Origin of the sequence: Stenotrophomonas daejeonensis, from assembly GCF_001431505.1 — a bacterium.
Lineage (GTDB): Bacteria > Pseudomonadota > Gammaproteobacteria > Xanthomonadales > Xanthomonadaceae > Stenotrophomonas > Stenotrophomonas daejeonensis.
Genome location: NZ_LDJP01000072.1, coordinates 1 through 17,281, shown reverse-complemented (window position 1 = coordinate 17,281; position 17,281 = coordinate 1). Strand labels below are relative to the sequence as shown.

11 protein-coding genes and 1 pseudogene are annotated in these 17,281 nt (G+C 61.0%); 1 reads left to right on the top strand and 11 read right to left on the bottom strand.

Features of this window, described 5'->3' with window-relative positions; all coding sequences use genetic code 11:
- Positions 1 to 95: 95 nt before the first annotated feature.
- The 11 genes and pseudogenes from ABB34_RS12125 to ABB34_RS12075 all read right to left on the bottom strand — a co-directional run bounded on the left by ABB34_RS12125 (position 96) and on the right by ABB34_RS12075 (position 16,472).
- A complete protein-coding gene (locus ABB34_RS12125) occupies positions 96 to 3,716 on the bottom strand; it encodes a capsular polysaccharide export protein, LipB/KpsS family (protein WP_057641590.1) in 3,621 nt (1,206 codons plus the stop codon).
- A 51-nt stretch (positions 3,717 to 3,767) separates the two neighbouring features.
- Positions 3,768 to 4,958 carry a phosphonoacetaldehyde reductase gene (locus ABB34_RS12120; RefSeq protein ID WP_161808913.1) on the bottom strand — a complete coding sequence of 397 codons (1,191 nt, stop codon included), beginning with the start codon at positions 4,956 to 4,958 and terminating at the stop codon, positions 3,768 to 3,770.
- A 61-nt stretch (positions 4,959 to 5,019) separates the two neighbouring features.
- Positions 5,020 to 6,150, bottom strand: a complete 1,131-nt coding sequence (aepY, locus tag ABB34_RS12115) for a phosphonopyruvate decarboxylase (protein ID WP_057641588.1) — start codon at positions 6,148 to 6,150, stop codon at positions 5,020 to 5,022.
- The gene (aepX, locus tag ABB34_RS12110; RefSeq protein ID WP_211258205.1) at positions 6,150 to 7,454 is read right to left on the bottom strand and encodes a phosphoenolpyruvate mutase; all 1,305 of its coding nucleotides are present in this window, start codon (positions 7,452 to 7,454) and stop codon (positions 6,150 to 6,152) included. The genes aepY and aepX overlap by 1 nt, the downstream gene beginning before the upstream one ends.
- Positions 7,455 to 7,989: 535 nt before the next feature.
- Positions 7,990 to 10,149, bottom strand: a complete 2,160-nt coding sequence (locus ABB34_RS12105; RefSeq protein ID WP_152979610.1) for a glycosyltransferase — start codon at positions 10,147 to 10,149, stop codon at positions 7,990 to 7,992.
- Positions 10,150 to 10,153: 4 nt separating this feature from the next.
- Positions 10,154 to 11,560, bottom strand: coding sequence for a glycosyltransferase (locus ABB34_RS12100; RefSeq protein ID WP_083490184.1), 1,407 nt, complete (start codon positions 11,558 to 11,560; stop codon positions 10,154 to 10,156).
- A gap of 8 nt (positions 11,561 to 11,568) precedes the next feature.
- Positions 11,569 to 12,453: pseudogene (locus ABB34_RS12095) on the bottom strand (ABC transporter ATP-binding protein); the annotation flags it as partial.
- A gap of 160 nt (positions 12,454 to 12,613) precedes the next feature.
- Positions 12,614 to 13,405, bottom strand: coding sequence for an ABC transporter permease (locus tag ABB34_RS12090; protein ID WP_057641584.1), 792 nt, complete (start codon positions 13,403 to 13,405; stop codon positions 12,614 to 12,616).
- Between the two features lie 50 nt (positions 13,406 to 13,455).
- Positions 13,456 to 14,640 carry a cystathionine gamma-synthase gene (locus ABB34_RS12085; protein WP_057641583.1) on the bottom strand — a complete coding sequence of 395 codons (1,185 nt, stop codon included), beginning with the start codon at positions 14,638 to 14,640 and terminating at the stop codon, positions 13,456 to 13,458.
- A gap of 68 nt (positions 14,641 to 14,708) precedes the next feature.
- Complete coding sequence (locus ABB34_RS12080) at positions 14,709 to 16,079, bottom strand: pyridoxal-phosphate dependent enzyme (RefSeq protein ID WP_057641582.1); 1,371 nt, start codon at positions 16,077 to 16,079, stop codon at positions 14,709 to 14,711.
- A 174-nt stretch (positions 16,080 to 16,253) separates the two neighbouring features.
- Positions 16,254 to 16,472 carry an HP1242/YdcH family protein gene (locus ABB34_RS12075; protein ID WP_057641610.1) on the bottom strand — a complete coding sequence of 73 codons (219 nt, stop codon included), beginning with the start codon at positions 16,470 to 16,472 and terminating at the stop codon, positions 16,254 to 16,256.
- A gap of 620 nt (positions 16,473 to 17,092) precedes the next feature.
- Between ABB34_RS12075 and ABB34_RS12070 the strand changes: the two genes are divergently transcribed.
- A partial coding sequence (locus ABB34_RS12070; RefSeq protein WP_152979609.1) for an IS110 family transposase occupies positions 17,093 to 17,281 on the top strand: 189 nt, incomplete at its 3' end.

The window sequence follows — 17,281 nt, the reverse complement described above, 5'->3', positions numbered from 1 at the left end:
CGATCACCTCTTCCAGTTCCTACATCCAATTGCGGGATTCGCAATTCCCCGAGGTCCCCAGGCGCGCAAAGCCCAGCATCAGACCGGGCGACAACTCACCCTCGCGTCGGCAGGGGAACCGGCACCTGCCTCCTGGCATCGGCCAAGCGAATGTTGAGTTCGTCGCCCGATATTGACGAGATGCAACCATCATCGACGAGATAGAACCAGCTCTTCACGGGCGTCTGCCAATCGCCATATCTGGCTCTCAGATACCCATTAACGTCGCTCGGGGCGAGTATGTATGGATGACTCTCGGATATCGGCTGCAGATCGTCAAAATACCGCCCTGGAATCTTCCACTGGAATATTTCGACGAACAGGTGCGTGAGCAATCGGTCCTTCAGGGAATCGCCTTGCTCAATCCTCATCAGCGGTTGACCTATCCGTTTGGTGAGGTTGAGTTTCTCCGCAATAATACAAAGGCTGTAGGCGGGACGGCGGGCGATGAATGCCAGTTTCCTCCGGAGGCTTGCCCTACCTTCGCCGTTGACCGATCTGTAGACGTAGCGGGGATATTTCGACCTGGCGGAAACCAGCGAATATTTCTGTGGTGACCAAGCAGCATCTCCGTGCCTGTAGAACACATGAACCGACAGGGGCAGCGTCGTCCGTTTCCCACCGGGATGCGAGCACAGCAGGAATGCATAGGGTGCCCCCTTCAGCCATTTCTCGCGATACCAGAGCGAATATCTTTCCGCGACTTCACGACAGATATCCCGTGCCTTCTCATAGTCGTCGATCCAAATCCCGAGATCAATATCCTTTTCCCAGTGGTTCAGCCGCCCATGACGCACCAGGCCAAGCAACGAGCCGCTGTCCATCCAGCAGCGCACGCCCTCCGCGTTGAACATCCGCAGCAGTTGCTCGCACTGCTCGCCGAGCAATGGATCATCGCCAGCATGCAGGCCTTCGGCAGGCATCTCCCTGGGAGACGTGAAGGGGATGGCCGTAATGCCCGGAAGATCCAAGGCCATCCCCCCGTCCGGCTCGGCACCGGGCACCGCATGGCCCACCCCGGCAAGCAGTTCGCGCAGACGATCCCCGATGGCCGGGACATCATCAAAGCGGACCATATATCTTTTGGTGTAGAACCAGAGGAACTTCTTTATGTCGCCCTCGCTGGCGGGCGACCAATCCTTGTTATCGAGTACGGTGAAAAGCTCATTTTCCGTCCTCACCCGCCTCGTGGCGGCTGCATAATCCGATCGTCCGGTGCTCACTACGGGCTTGAGCTGGAGCAACGCTTCGGCGCCAACGCCGGAGTTGACGGTCACCACGCAGGCAGCACCAGCCACCAACTGGTGGATGTTCGCATTGGAAACGCGGATGTGTCCTGCGAGCTCGGCCTCTTCGATGGTCTGGGCGATTTCGTCGCTGCGGCACATCGGGTGGCGCTTCACGACCACGGTGGAACCCCTCGTGCTGGCCCAGCTCACGAGCGCGCGTAGCAGTGACAGCGTATCGATATCGGCCAGGCGCGCGACGGTGTCGTTGGCAACCTGCATCGGCAGGAAGATGTACTCACCCAATTCCGCGGGAAGCTCCTCTTCCGCCTGCGCGTACTTCGACTTCCCGCCCGCGACCAGTTCTCCATTCAATTGTCGCCAATGCGCGTCGGCCTCAGTCTGGTCGACCTCCGCAACGAGTTCCGGCAACGGCCTGCCAGCAACCGAGCTCCAGCCGCTATAGCCCTTTGAGTCGACGATGAAATAGCCGAACAGCGTTCCGATCTTGAGGTGGAACTGCCCACGCCGGCCTGAGTCCAGCGTATGCCAGGTAAATGCAGGCCGTAGCGCGGAAACCGGGGTGGCACCATCGACGCCGGCCTGCAGACGCGGATAGACGCTGTACCCCGCAGCCAGAAGCCCTTCGACCAGATGTTGCGCGAACCTCAGCTGCGATGAACGGTAGGCGCGCTGCTCCTCGTCATTGAGTTGAAGCGACAGGCTCGACAGCAGATAGAGCTCGACCGCCCGGTTTCCCTCACGGCCGGCCAGTTCCACGACTTCTCCCCGCGGAGTAATGCACATTTGCTCATCGGCACATGCGACCTCGTTGCGTGCGGCCAGGTCGATGACACCGGAAAGCGACCCGAGCATCTGCACGCGCTCGATGAGCTCCTGCGGTTCCACCTGTTGTTCCTGCAGGTACAGTGCTTCGGCGCTCCTGAGCATGCCGAGCCTCTGAAGCAGCGCCCGGCCATCCGCCGTGGATGGCGAATACGCGCCGTGGAACAACCTGGCCAGAATGTCCCTCCAGGCAGTACGACTGAATCTGATCGACGATGTGGTTCTATGAGCCTGAAGTAGGTTCTGCGCACGCGCCTCCTGGGGACGCCTGCTCCACTCCTCGAGCTTGAGTCCTGCTTCGAAGAAGCGCCCACTCTTTACCAGCGCCTTCATCGTCACAGGTTCGGCGCCGGCCTTTCTGGCGGCCTGCCCCCCCCTTTCTCCCTGTGTCGTGCGCATGGACCATGCAGTCATGGGAACTTGACCCGCTGCAATCCCTGTCTTTGCGACGGCATCCTGCCCATTCTCCGACAATCTGTTTTTCCTGCTCTTGCTCCTGCGCTGCTTTGCAGCGGCAACTGAGCGGGACAGCAGCAGAGCCGAAAAATCGGGCGCAGCATAGGTTTGCAGCAAGGGACGCCGAGGTTCGACCTCAACTGTCTCACGGATGGCTGCCGCCGCCAGTGCGCCACATCCGCCGCGCTGCACGAAGCACTCTTCCACGAGCGCTTCGTTCACATCATGGTAGGGGTGGTGCTCGACCAGTTCATCCACAACACGCCTGAGATCTCCCTTGTCCGTCATATAGGGACCGATGCGATGCCGCTGTGATATCTCGAGCGCCGAATCGTCCGCTTTCCTGTGCCCGGCGAAGTCGGCATCCTCGTCGCCAACCAGCACGACAGGCTTGCGGCAATAGAGCGCATCGAATATCGCGCCGGACATGTCCGAAACAACGACGTCGGCGACCTCCTGCAGATGGAGGCCCAGATCAAGCATCGGGGGAAAGGAATCGGCATAGATGAGCCCCGACGAACGCGCGCCATCTTCCTTGTCCCTGATCGAGCTCAGGTGGTGCGGACGAACAATGACATTGAACTCGTCGCTGAACCCGCCAAGTGCCGTCGCAAACGCATCCGAAGTGCTCAAGTCCCCCCATGTAGGCAGGTAGACCAAGGTCTTCTTTTCTGGATCAAGGCGGCTCCGCACCAAGTCCAGCCGGTCCGGGTTGAGCCGATGTTCGAAATATGGATCGAAACGGGGGTTGCCGGTCTGGGAGACTTGGCACATCTGTCCGATCAGGGACTCACTGTAGGCGCCGTATACAAGGCCCCGTTCCGCGGTGAACCAGCGGGCGTTGTATGCGGTCTTAGGCTTGGCCAGCGAGTATTGCTGCATGACCAGCTTCGTGAGTTTCCAGGGTTGCTTCAGCGGCGGGCGGAACTGGCTGACGATGGCATCGTACTGGCCATCCAGAGAGTGCAGGTCAAGTTCCGACAGGAACCGGCAATACGCACCGTAAGGAACAAGCCAAGCAGGATCAAAATCCCTTAACGCCTCGGGACTGCGGTCGATGAAGATGAAATCCGGCTCGTCGAAATGCCTGGCGATTTCGACGGAATGGGCGACTTGGAACTGGTTCCAGACGAGAAAACCTATGCGCATGACGAGATGTTATCCAATTCACAAAAAGACGGCAGGACCGGAAGCCAGGCATCAAATCGGAGAAGCGGCACCCTGCCGAACCTGCAACCCGTAGTCAGTTTCCACCTGCTCCAACGCTGCCGCGAGCAACTCCGCCACCTCACCGGTGGAAACGCTCCTGATATTGTTGTCGGCCCTTCCCGGCGTGATCATCTCACCAACGAGGGCCATCGCATCCCCGCTATCGGGTACATACTTGCGGAACAGTTCCGCGACCTGCAGTTCCCCAAAGAGTTCGCCCAACCGGCCCACGAACTCATCGACATCCGCATGCCCAACCGCACGCGCAAGGTCATGGAGCCTTCCATCGTCGGCCCCGGCGTTGAACCTCATCAGCACCGGCAAGGTGAAACTGCATGCGACCCCATGCGGAAGGTTGAACTTCGTAGTCAATGGGTACGAGATCGAATGTGCCAGCGCCGTGCGCGTCTGGCTGATCGCCATGCCCGCCAGCAGGCTGGCCTGCATCATCAGGCCACGGGCTTCGATGTCGCGGGAGTTCCCCTTCAGGCGGAGCAGCGCGGGCAGCGACAGTTGCAACGATTTCGCCGCTAGTCCCAGGGTAATGGGATTGGCATTGTGGTTCCAGGTGGACTCTAGGGCATGCGACACGGCATCCAGGCCCGAGGATATGGTCACCTCCTCGGGTAGTTCCAGAGTCAGTTCGGGATCCAGGATTGCGATGGCCGGATAGAGATCGACGCCGGTCACCGAATACTTCTTGCCCAGTTCGAAATCCCAGATCGTACCGAACGGGGTCACCTCGGCGCCTGTCCCGGCGGTCGTGGGGATGGCGACTACCGGCAGTGCCTTCACCGGCGAGGGCATGGCGATGCCCTCGCGGAAATGCCCGGCCAAAGTTGTCCCCGCCGGCTGGGTAAGCAGGCGCGCCACCCCTTTGGCGGTGTCCATGCTGCTGCCCCCGCCCAGCGCCACGATGCAATCCGGCTCCATCCCGCGCAGCACATGCGCCTGTGCGTCCACATCGCGGACATCGGGATTCGGCTTGACGTCATCGAGTACCGCCACCAGACGGTCGCCCAACGAAGCACGGATGCGATCGACGACACCTCGCCGGGAAAAACCTGGACTGGTCACCAATACCATCCGCCGGAAGCCGGAATGCTCGGCCAATCGCGCGGAGCTTCCCGCGGAGGCAATCACCCGCACTGGGTTGAAATACGTCCAATTCGTCACGATCACACCTGTATTTCCATGGTTCGGCTTCAAGGAAGAAGTGGCGGCTTGGCCGCCACCGCAACGATCACAAGCCGATCTGCTTCATCAGAGCATCGCGATTCTCGACCGGACTCGACTTCGGGCGGCCCAAGTCATCGCGCGCGCCCTTGTTCACCCGGACCTCGAGCAGCACCGGTCCTTGCTGGGCATGCGAAAGCTCTGCCAGTGCCGAAGCGACATCCTCGCGCGTGGACACCGAAAGCGCCTGCTTGTATCCGCAGGCCCTGGCAATCCCCACCAAGTCGATGTCGAAGCCCGCGGTGGGCTGGCCACCGACGGAATCATGCGCGCCATTGTTGATAACGACATGCACGAAGTTCGACAGGCCTGACTGGCCGATGATCGCCAGGGAACCCATGTGCATCAGTACCGACCCATCGCCGTCCATGCACACGACCCGGCGTCCCGGCTGCACCCTGGCCATTCCCAACGCGATAGAGGCCGTGTGCCCCATGGCACCGACCGTGAGGAAATCGTTGCCCTGCCCCTCGCCTCGCGACGCCCGGTATTCATAAAGCTCCCGGGAGGTTTTGCCTGTAGTCGAGATGACGACGTCTTCGCTGCCAAGCAGGTCGACGATGCACTTCACCGCTCCTTCCCGGTTCATCGGGAAGTCGGTCATCTGATCCTTCTTCAGCTTGTACTTGGCGAATGTCCCCTTCCGCACCAGAAGCGCCACCGGGATCTTGCGTTCCCGCATCAGGCCGCACGCCTTGGCTATCACGTCCCCTGCGTCATCCATGCTTGCGTCAAGCTCGAACCACGGCACCTCCATGGCATCGAGCATCGCCGTCATCACGCGTCCCTGCTTGACGTGCTGCGGCTCGTCCTTGACGCCGGGCTCGCCACGCCAACCGATGAGCATCAGCATCGGAATGCTGTACACCTCTGCGTCGGCGAGCGACAGCAGCGGATTGACCGCATTGCCCAGCCCGGAATTCTGCATGTAAACCAGAGCCGGCTCGGCAGTGCCGAGATAGTGTCCCGCCGCCAGCGCGATGGCATTGCCTTCGTTGGCAGCGATCACGTGATCGCTGTCCGGCGCATGGTCGGTGACATATGCGCAGAAATCGGCCAACAGCGAATCCGGCACCCCGGTGAACAAGCGCACGCCCTGAGCGCGGATCTGCTCGAAGGTCTTCTCCGGCTGCAACATCACTTGGTCCCCGGAATCAGTTCAAGGATGTCCTTGATGGACAGAAGCTTGGAATCAACTTCCTTGGAGCGACCGTGCTCCAGGATCGAGCGCGCGGTATCCATCATCGCCGGATAGGCGGCACGCAACAGGTGGTTGGCATAGATCACCACCCGTACACCACGATCGATCAACTCCTGCTCGGTAACCTGGTTGTAACTGGAAGGAACCACGATGAGGGGGGGGCGTCGCTCCAACTTTGCATACAGATCGCAAAATTCGAAGATCTCGTCCGGGGTCTTCCTGCGGCTATGGATCAGGATGCCATCGGCGCCGGCCTTGATGTAGGCATCCGCCCGCGTGATCGCATCCTCCAGGCCCTGATCCAGGATCAGGCTTTCGATACGGGCAACGATCATGAAATCGTCGGTGACCTGTGCGGCCTTGCCCGCCTTGATCTTTTCGCAGAAGCCCTCGATCGAGTCCTGCATCTGCGGCACATCGGTACCGAACAGCGAGTTCTTCTTCAGGCCCACCTTGTCCTCGATGATCGCCACCGAAACGCCAAGGCGCTCAAGAGTCCGTACGGTGAACTGGAAATGCTCCACCTTGCCACCAGTATCGGCGTCATAGACGATCGGCTTGGTGGTGACCTCGAGTATGTCGTGCAGGGTATTGGTGCGCGAAGTCACGTCCACCGCTTCGATGTCGGGCTTGCCCTTGGCCGTGGACTCGGTGAGGCTGCTGCCCCACATGCCATCGAATTCCCGGCGCCCTTCCGGGCCATCGAAGTAGGCGTTTTCCACAATCAGGCCAGTGAGGCCGTTATGCGCTTCCATCAGCCGCACCAGTGGCTTGGCATCCAGAAGGCGACGGAATTTGTTGCGACGAATGTCCGGGGTGGTGCCGATTTCGCGCAGTGCCTTGTTGAGCTGGGTGGAAGATATCCCGTCGGTGTAGCTGACCTCGACCAGTTCCCCGCCCCACTCGGCCAGTGCATTGATGACGTCCTGTCGAACCTGACGCTGGACGCCCTCACGCCAATCGTCACCATGCACCACGTAATCCGGCTTGTATTGACGCAAGTTCGGCACGTAATCAAGCGTCTCCTGCGGAACGACGCGGCTTACGCCCTTGAGCTGCTCCACTACCTGGCATCGCTGTTCATACGCCATGTAGGGAAGCCGCTTGTAGCTGGCGATGGCACGATCCGTGAGCAACCCCACCGTCACCTCGCCCAGCTCCGCCGCCTTGCGAATCACGTTCAGATGCCCGGGATGTACCAGGTCCGCGCTCATTCCGACATAAACAGTCTTTCCCATCATTCCCTCTTCATCAGTTTCAGGCCATAAAAAAACAGGCGGCAATCCATTACAAGCGTCGATTACCCGCCCATGTATCACTCTCATTCCAATAGAGCCTGCCTCGGGCATCGACTCTCCGCAAAGGCCCAAGGAGACGCACGAGCAGCAATCCACTCAACATCATGCGGCATCCACGGCTGGTGGTCGGCGGATGCCTTGTCTGTGATCCGAGAGACCGCTGGAAGCACTCGACCCGCGCAAGTACGCATTCTCGACTCCATCATCAACTGGCCGAGGCATAGTTGCCGGGACACTCAATACTCCACCAGGACGCAATCGCTGTGCCATCCGACATTATGGCACCCTTGACTCCTTGTGGACGCGGCATTCTTCGCAGTTTGCCAATGTCTGCCACCACATGTGAAACGAAGGTTTCCCATGAAACATCCTCCCCGTCGCATCCGACATTGCCTGCCATGCGATGAACGAAGACTATTCGCCAACGACTGGCCCGGGGAGCGCTGGGGCCGCACAGGCAACATGTACGTTTGAGGCATCAACACAATGCCTCTCGGGAAGAGTCCACCAGGCCACCGACTCGACGCGATCTCAGTCGGATATCCTGCTCGTCGATGCTCCAGGTATGGAATCCCGGCTGTGCACTGCGGCAGCGTACGAAGTTGAATCCATCCATGGACAACACATTCAACCCCGCTTCGTAGCAATGCCTGATGAAATCGGAGTCGGATCCTCCGCGACGACGCTCCGAGAATGGAATCGCTTCCAGTACACGACGGTGTCCCCCCAAGGTTCCGCCCGCCACCAAGGCCGAGCGTGCCTTGGTGGCCTCATGGACGAGGTTGGCATGCCTTGCCCACTCCGCATCCCACAACAGTTCGTCACGGCTTTCCAGATAATTGAACATCGGGGGCTTGCCGAAAACGTCGAATTGCCCCGTTTGCTGGTACAGCATGACGTCGCTCAGGTAATTGGCTCCATATAGATCATCGTCATCCACTTTGGTCCAGTAGGGGGCATCGGTCTGGCTGACGGCAAAATTCAGGCACGCGCCAAGGCTGAGGCTCTTGCCGGCCCGGAAGAAGCGGATAGGCTCGCCTTCATGCACCAAGATTCGGTATCTGTCGATATCCACGTCGTCGCCATGAATGACGATCACCAATTCCTTATTCGGGTACAGGTCACTGCGGAAACGCCGAATGCATTCCTCCAACCGATCGGGGCGCATGGTCACCAGCAGGCAGGCGATGCGTGGGCAGGAGGGAATGAAATCCACTTTTATCGAAAGCTTATCGGCCATGTATTGGAGCCGATGGGCAATGGTGTGGGCCGACATCAGCCTGCGCCATGCCAAGTGGCCCCGGCGCGCATGCAGCAACGGATCGGCCATGAACTTCAACAGTCCCGCCAATGGCCCTTCCCCATGGGTGTCGTCAGGCAGCCTCAACTCCGGCAACCACGGTTCGTTCCCATCCAGACGCAGAACCATCGCGCCACTAGCAGCAGCACGAGCCATTCCCAGCTCACTGCGCCAGCCACCCGCAAGCGGAGCCGCGGCGAAGACTTCCGCCCCCTGCAGGCGGTTCATGACCAGTTTTTCCTGCCACCCGAGACACCCAATGGTGAAATTTTCGAAAGCGGCGCAATCGGCAAGCCGGACCTTGCCGAAATCCCAATGGCTCTCGGCAACGAGCAGGCCATGAGCCTTCAATTCATGCAAACGGGGCAATTCGGCAAGCCCGTTATGCAGATCCCACCAACCATCGAACACGATGTTGGTGCGCAAAGCATCGGCAGCCCCCATCAACCCGCAACTACGCAAGGGATTATGCAGCGCCGGTTGGATCGCCGGAGGCAGGTACTCGATTCTGGCTTCGGGAAAATCCTTGTGGAGTTGCGCGGCAACCTCCGCATCTGCAACGCAGACCAGATCGGCCTGGCCGGCCAACCATGCGAAATGCCGGTAGTTGCCGGGTGTTTCCCGGAACCATACGATGACCGGGAGCCCCACCGCCTTGCAATGATCCAATAGATGCTGGCACTCGCTGCGATCACCCTCACTCGTGAATGCATAGCGCCAGTTCCGGTGCTCGACATGCCAGACGGTTTCGATAATCAGGAAACGCAGCGCACCGGGAACCAGCCTGGTCCGCCAGTTCGCCTCATCGAGCATGGCCACCTTGGCATCGAAGGACAGTTCGGTACGTAGCTCGGCACTGCCGATGAAACCGATGGCTGGCGCGTCATCCCTCCAGCCCAAGTATTCATCACCCGGTTCCGATCCGAGACCATCTAGAGCATGCAATACCTTGGTCTGCACGACCCCTTCCAACCCGGGGTACAAGTTGAGCATCCGGCAGGTGGCATTGGCCGCTTCCAGATCGTCCAGTTGCGGTCGGCGCAAACCCGCCGGTAGGCCCAACAGCCCGCATTTGGCTGCCATGCCTTCATCGCCCGCCACCGCGGTCGCTACCGGAGCATGCACAGCCGGTCCGGCCGAGCCACGCTGCAATTTGGCTACCAGCCAGCGCAGTGGAGCCGTCAGCCGCCAGGAACGACTCCTGAGCATTGCATCACGCTCTTGGAGCAGGGCCGCACATGCTCCCTTCTCATTGGCAAGCGTAGACTCCAGCCGCTGCACGTCCCGGCGAGCCTCCGCCAGTTGCCTACCGAGAATCTGTGTATTCGATCGATCCATTCGCTCAGCACCCTTGCCCTTGTTCCGGCGGGGCCCGTTCGCCCGTTGCCACCAGGCGTTCCATCATCGCGGCCATATGACGGGCCACCTGGCTCCAGCCAAATTCCGCGACAACCCGGTCGTCCAGATCCAGATCGATTGAATCGAGCCTTCCAGCCCGCTTTCGCTCGGCCAGCGCCTCAAGAAGCCCAGCCATCGCCTCCCGATCATTGCCACATACCCATCCCCTCCGTCGCCCCCGGATTAGAGCCGCCGAGACATCCGACTCCACGACATTGCCGACATGGATGATCGGGCGCCCTGACCCAAGATATTCATAGATCTTGCCCGGCACCTGGCATGGATTGTCATTGGCGATATTGACCAATACATCCGCCTGCCGCTGCAAAGCCACGGCATTGCGGTGCGGCAGGAAGCCGAGCATCCGGAATCGTTCCGGTTGCGCCTCCAGCCTGGGCCTGAGCCACTCCGGAATATTCGACGACGCAATGTTCAGCCTGACCCCAGGCGTCTGCGCGACCGCATCCAGCAACACATCCGGACGCCGGAACTGATAGAACGAACCGGTATAGAGAAGCTCGAGCCGCAAGGTATCGAAGAACCCCGCGGCGGAAGAAATCGGCGGCGGCGCATCATCCTCGAAACCCTGCGTCAGTATCTGCACCCTGTTTGGTGCCAGTCCTGCCGCGCCATGCCGTTCCAGGAGCAAATCACGCGTCCCCGGTGCGGTGACGGTAACGCCATCGGCCAATTCCATGACCCGGCGTTCGAGCCGCAACGCCCGGCGCCGCCAGCGCCTTGGCGTGTAATCGGCAAGCACAGGATCGCCAAGGTCGGCAATCCAGGGAATATCCCGGTAGCGCCGTTTCAGGTTGATTGCCAACTCCAGCGTCGTTGCCGGTTCATGCGAACTCACGATGATGTCCGGACGTATATCCCCAAGCAGGCTCATCGAAGCGCGCCGTGCAGGGAAATACCATTCGCCACGCGCATCCGGGAATATTGCCTGCGTTGCGATCTTCCTCAGTTTCTCTACCAGCCTTCCCTTCCAGTTCAGCCGTGACTCGCGCAGGGCCATCACCGGCTTCACCACGGCGCCATCCACCGGTGGCACTGCCATTCCCACCACGATATCCATTGCAGCCGGTCGATTCCGGGCAGCTTTCGCCACCTTGCCCGCATGGCGTCGTGCCAGCATGGCTACCACACCGGTGATCGGTCCTCCGAACACGCGGTGTACTCGAACCTGCCCCGGCAACTCAGGCAATCCAGCGGTTTCCCAACCCAGCTCAGCCGTCAGCACATGGACTTCATGCCCCATCCGCGCCAGTTCACGGCACAGGTAGGTCCAACGCAAGGACTGCGGTGATGGACTGGGCGGAAACTCATAGGCGATAAGCAGGATGCGCATATCGCGGCTCAAGTGGCGGAAGGATTGTTCTTGCCTTGGAGTTCGCCATGTGATTCATGCGACCCAACGCTGGCTCGCGCATCCGCATTGCCATTTGTTGCAACCATCTCCTGCCCTGCAACTTCGGTTTCAGTAGTCAGAGCCGACGCTTTCGCCTTCTTCTTTTCCGCCATGGCAGTCGCCTTTGCCTCTTTTTTTGCCAGCTCCCTGGCCTTGGCCTTGGCGACCAGCTTCTCGGCCGCCTTGAGCTTGGCTTTCCGGGCGGCACGCCGGCGTGCTGCGTCCTCGGGCGTCTCGATGATCGGGTGCAGACGGCGATACTCGGCCATCACGTCCGCCACACTGCCATCGGACACAATTTTTCCATCATCGACCAGCAATGCACGGTTGCAGAGCTTCCGAAGCAGTGAATCGTTGTGACTGGCGACCACCACTATCTTGCTTCCATTCACCCGGTCCGTCATGCGCTGCCGCGCACGCCTTACGAATTTTGCGTCACCAGCCCCGAACCATTCGTCCAGCAACATGATGTCGGTATGAACCGCAGTGGAGATGCCGAACCCGAGTCGCATGCGCTGCCCGCTGGAAAGCGTGAGCAGACGCCGGTTAGCGACTTCTCGCAACCCGGAGAACTCCAGCACCGGCTCTACCATGTGACGAATTTCCTGGGAGGGCACCCCCATTGCGGTAGCACGCAAGAAGATGTTCTCCATGATGGTCGCCTCGGGGTTGAAACCCAAACCGATGCTGAGAAGTGCCTGCCGGGTACCATCTATGTTCACGGTCCCGCCAGTCGGTTCGAACGCACCCGCCAACACGCGTAGCAGGGTGCTCTTGCCTGCACCGTTGCGCCCCACCAGCGCAACGCGCTCGCCTTCCCTGATGGTGAAGCTCACATCGTCCAGCAAGGTTGCGAAACGCCGCCGCGGCACAGAAGTCGCGGCACCGATCAGCGTGGAGAACCAGGAGGAAGCTATTTTGTCCGGCTGTGCGTAATAGGGAACCACCAACGACAGGTTGCGGACCTCGATGGATACGGGAGTTGCCACTTCATCAGATCCAGATGGGGACATAACGCGAATACCGTCGGCAGAGGAAGATGGCGAGCAGCCAGCCTGACAAGGTCAGCAGTGCCACATATGCAATCGAGGATTGCGGCGGCATCCGCCCGAACAATGGCTCGCGGACGATTTCCAGCATATGGAAAGCTGGATTGAGCCTGACGACCACGCCCCCCAGGCTGTCCGCAGGATAGCGATTTCCCTCCCAGATGATCGGAGTAAACAGGAAACCGACCATCAATATGGTGTTGAGCACCTCGCCAAGATCCGGCAGGCGTGCGCCCAGAATACTCAGGCTGTAGCCAACCCAGAACAGGTTGATCAGCACTATCGGAATGCTGATGAACAGGGTCAGGATGGCGGGGGCAGATACGGCTGGCGACCATATCATTACGGCCAGCATGCCGATCATCGAGAATGCGAAATAGAACAATGACTTGGCGATCGACTTTAGCGTGTAGTCGGTCAAACGGGTATTGCCGTCCTGAATGAACGACTTGTTGCTGCGGAATGCGCTCACCGAATCGTTGAGCACCATCACCATCAGGCGCCAGACGGCATAACCCATGCCCAGATGGATCATGTACGAGGCCAGATCGCGATTGAACATCCGCGCATACAGTGGCCCCGTGATCAGCATGAACACGGCTACCGGCGCCAGCAGCCAGACCAGGCCAAGCCTCGTCCGCCGATACCGCGTAACGATGTCAAGCCAACTGGAATACGCCCAGAACTCGGGGCGTCGCAGACTCAGGTTGAGTTGGGAAAAAATCTTGATGGTCATCCGCCGCCTTAATGCTTCGCTCGCTGCCCTGCTCTGTGCATCCAATTGGTTCATGCAAGTGCTGACTCAACATCCAGCCGCAAATCGCTTCCATCCTCCACCCCCACGCTCAAGCGCACCAGCGAATCACTGATGCCCAACTGCGCGCGGCGCTCGACCGGAATCGAGGCGTGGGTCATCACCGCCGGGTGGTTGACCAGGCTTTCCACACCGCCCAGCGATTCGGCCAAAGTGAACAGTTCGGTGCGCTCGCAGAAGCGCTTGGCGGCATCGAAACCGCCCTTGAGCACGATCGAGACGATGCCACCGAAGCCATTCATCTGCTTGGCCGCCAGCGCGTGCTGCGGGTGCGAGGGCAGGCCGGGGTAGATCACCTTCTCGATGGCCGGGTGGGTTTCCAGCCATTGCGCCAGTGCCAGTGCGTTGGCGCAGTGCGCCTTCATCCGCAACGGCAGCGTCTTCAAACCACGCAGGGCGAGGAAGCTGTCGAACGGGCCCTGCACGCCGCCCACCGAGTTCTGCAGGAAGGCCATCTGTTCGGCCAGTTCGTCATTGTCACCGACCACCACCATGCCGCCGACCATGTCCGAGTGGCCATTGAGGTACTTGGTGGCCGAGTGCACGACGATGTCCGCACCCAGTTGCAGCGGGCGTTGCAGCATCGGCGAGGCGAAGGTGTTGTCGACCACCACGATCAGGCCATGACGCTTGGCGATGGCGGCAACCGAAGCAATGTCCACGATCTTCAGCATCGGGTTGGTGGGGGTTTCTATCCACACCATCCGGGTTTTCGGCGTGATCGCGGCCTCGAGCGCGGCCGGGTTGGTCAGGTCGACGAAGCTGAAATCCAGCCCGGCGGTGCGGCGGCGCACGCGCTCGAACAGGCGGAAGCTGCCGCCGTAGATGTCGTCCATCGCCACCACGTGGCTGCCGGCGTCAAGCAGTTCTATCACCGTGGAGCTGGCGGCCATGCCCGAGGCGAAGGCAAAGCCGCGGCTGCCGCCTTCCAGCGCCGCCACGCAACGCTCGTAGGCGAAACGTGTGGGATTGTGGGTGCGCGAGTACTCGAAGCCCTGGTGCACGCCGGGGCTGGACTGGGCGTAGGTCGAGGTCGCGTAGATCGGCGGCATCACCGCGCCAGTGCCCGGGTCGGGCGACTGGCCGCCGTGGATGGCCAGCGTGGCAAGCGACAAGCTGCGCTCGCCTTCCTGGCCGCGTGGATGCTGATCCGTCATGGTGCCTTCCAGCTAAAGGGGTGGGATTCTACCAGCCTGGCCTGAACCGGCCATTGGGCCCTGTCGCATCACTGCACCCGCCGCCGTAGGTAGTTCAGCAGGTCGATGCGGGTGATAAGGCCGAGGAAGTGTCCGTCGCCCATGATGATGGCGACCTGGCCGCGGTCGAACACCGGCAGCAGTGCCTCGATCGGCGACTTCACGTCGAGCCGGTCGAGCTTGCTGACCATCGCCACCGATACCGGGTCGCGGAAGCGGGCCTCGTCGCCGTAGACGTGCAGCAGCACGTCGCTCTCGTCAATGATGCCGACCAGCTGCTCACCCTCCATCACCGGCAGCTGCGAGACGTCGTACAGCTTCATGCGCTGGTAGGCGGTGGTCAGCAGGTCGTTGGGGCCGACCACCACGGTGTCGCGCTGGCTGTACGGGCGCAGGATCAGGTCGCGCAGGTCGCCATGCTGCGGGCGCTCGATGAAGCCGTTGTCCAGCATCCAGTAGTCGTTGTACATCTTCGACAGGTACTTGTTGCCGGTGTCCGGCACCAGCACCAGCACCTTCTTCGGCGTGGCCTGCTCGCGGCAGTATTTCAGCGCCGCCGCCAGCAGGGTGCCGGTCGAGGAACCGCCGAGGATGCCTTCCTTTGCCAGCAGTTCGCGCGCGGTGTGGAAACTTTCCGCATCGCTGATGGCGTAGGCCTTCCTGACCCGGCTGAAATCGGAGATCGACGGCAGGAAATCCTCGCCGATGCCCTCCACCAGCCAGCTGCCGGACTTTTCGTTCAGCGTGCCGTCGTTGATGTATTCGGCCAGGATCGACCCCACCGGGTCGGCCAGCACCAGTTCGGTAGCCGGCGATAGCTTGGCGAAGGCGCGCGACAGGCCGGTCATGGTGCCGGAGCTGCCGCAGCCGAACACGATGGCGTCCAGTTCGCCCTCCATCTGTTCGAGGATTTCCGGGCCGGTGCCGAACTCGTGCGCGGCCGGGTTGTCGGGATTGCCGAACTGGTTGATGAAGTAGGCGCCGGGGGTCTGCTCGGCGATGGTCCTGGCCAGGTCCTGGTAGTACTCGGGGTGGCCCTTGGCCACGTCCGAGCGGGTCAGCACCACTTCGGCCCCCATCGCCTTGAGGTTGAAGATCTTTTCCCGGCTCATCTTGTCCGGCACGACGAGGACCAGCTTGTAGCCCTTCTGCTGCGCCACCAGCGCCAGGCCCAGGCCGGTGTTGCCGGCGGTACCTTCGACCAGCGTCGCGCCGGGCTTGAGGTCACCGCGCTTTTCCGCCGCCTCGATCATCGACAGGCCGATGCGGTCCTTGATCGAACCGCCCGGGTTGGCGCTCTCCAGCTTCAAGAACAGCTCGCAGACGCCGGTGTCCAGGCGCTGCGCCTTGACGATCGGCGTGCGCCCGATGAGTTCGAGTACGGAGGAATGGATGGCCATCGAATGTGTCTGGGAATCGCGCCGCACCGCGGCTGGAGCCCGATTATCCGATGGATGTGCCTGAAAGTCAGGCAAGGTCGCTGCCCGCACCGCGGCCGGCAGGTGACGCGGGCGGCGGCGACCGACGAGGAGGCCACCACCGCCCGCGACGGAAAGGTGCTGCGTGGGGAAGGTTCAGTTGGGTCGGCTTTCGTACATGCGCAACAGCCGCTGCTTGGCCAGCAGCTTCTCGCGCTTCATCATTCCCAGCGTGGCATCGTCGATGGGAAGTACCCCCAGCTCCGCATCCATGCATTTCTTGTTCAGCTTCTTGTGCTGTTGGTAGAGCTGCCTGAATTCGGGGTTGGCCTTCATCAGTGCATCGATTTCATTCTGCGGCTGCTCTTCGAACATGGTGACCTCCTTCATGCGGAAACAAGAACGCCCCGGCCTTGCGGCACGGGGCGTTGCTGGATCGGAGAAACCTGGCCACGCATGACCGACCCCCCGCCCCGCTTCCGGGCCATGCCCCGGAAGTTGCTTGGTACTGGTTCGCGCCATTGCTGCACCGGCCCGGTCCTCCTGCTGTCCGGGCGACGACGTTGCCGCCCGGACGATTGACCCTACGCCTGAAAAAAGGTTCCGGCAAGGGGCGGAAACCGGTATCGGTACGGTTCATGACCGGCCGCGCATTCAGCCTTCGGGAAGGCCCTCAAGACATCGGCAAACATGATGTAGGGCCGGGCTTGCCCGGCACGAGGCCTCGCCGGGAACGCTCCGTGCGGGGCAAGCCCCGCACCTTGTGTCTTGAAGCCAGCCCCGATCAGGCAGACTTCCCCGGAGTGATCCGGGAGGTTCCGATGATGCCGTCTCCGCACTTGAGCCTTCGAGCTCGCACCGTAGATCCGGCACATCGGAACCCTTTTCCGCCCTGGAGCTTGAACGGTATCTTCGGCCCGCTTTTGCGAGAGCCAGCACGAACAAGGGCAAGCCAGGCGGTCACTGGATCCGGTTCGACAGCAGGAGACAGAGACATGCAGGTGATAGGCATCGACGTGGCCAAGGCCACCTTCGACATCGCCCTGCCGTTGGGGCAGGGCAAGTACCGCACCCGGGGCAAGCTCGGCAACACCGCCGCGGGTTGGGAACAACTGCTGGCCTGGAGACAGGCTCACGCCCCGGAAGCGGCGGTGGGCATGGAAGCCACGGGGATCTACCACGAA

Bases quoted from the DNA above. Each gene is read 5' to 3' on its own strand.
- ABB34_RS12125 (WP_057641590.1), bottom strand. From the start codon at position 3,716: ATGCGCATAGGTTTTCTCGTCTGGAACCAGTTCCAAGTCGCCCATTCC.
- aepY (WP_057641588.1), bottom strand. From the start codon at position 6,150: ATGTTGCAGCCGGAGAAGACCTTCGAGCAGATCCGCGCTCAGGGCGTG.
- aepX (WP_211258205.1), bottom strand. From the start codon at position 7,454: ATGATGGGAAAGACTGTTTATGTCGGAATGAGCGCGGACCTGGTACAT.
- ABB34_RS12105 (WP_152979610.1), bottom strand. From the start codon at position 10,149: ATGGATCGATCGAATACACAGATTCTCGGTAGGCAACTGGCGGAGGCT.
- ABB34_RS12100 (WP_083490184.1), bottom strand. From the start codon at position 11,560: ATGCGCATCCTGCTTATCGCCTATGAGTTTCCGCCCAGTCCATCACCG.
- ABB34_RS12090 (WP_057641584.1), bottom strand. From the start codon at position 13,405: ATGACCATCAAGATTTTTTCCCAACTCAACCTGAGTCTGCGACGCCCC.
- ABB34_RS12085 (WP_057641583.1), bottom strand. From the start codon at position 14,640: ATGACGGATCAGCATCCACGCGGCCAGGAAGGCGAGCGCAGCTTGTCG.
- ABB34_RS12080 (WP_057641582.1), bottom strand. From the start codon at position 16,079: ATGGCCATCCATTCCTCCGTACTCGAACTCATCGGGCGCACGCCGATC.
- ABB34_RS12075 (WP_057641610.1), bottom strand. From the start codon at position 16,472: ATGTTCGAAGAGCAGCCGCAGAATGAAATCGATGCACTGATGAAGGCC.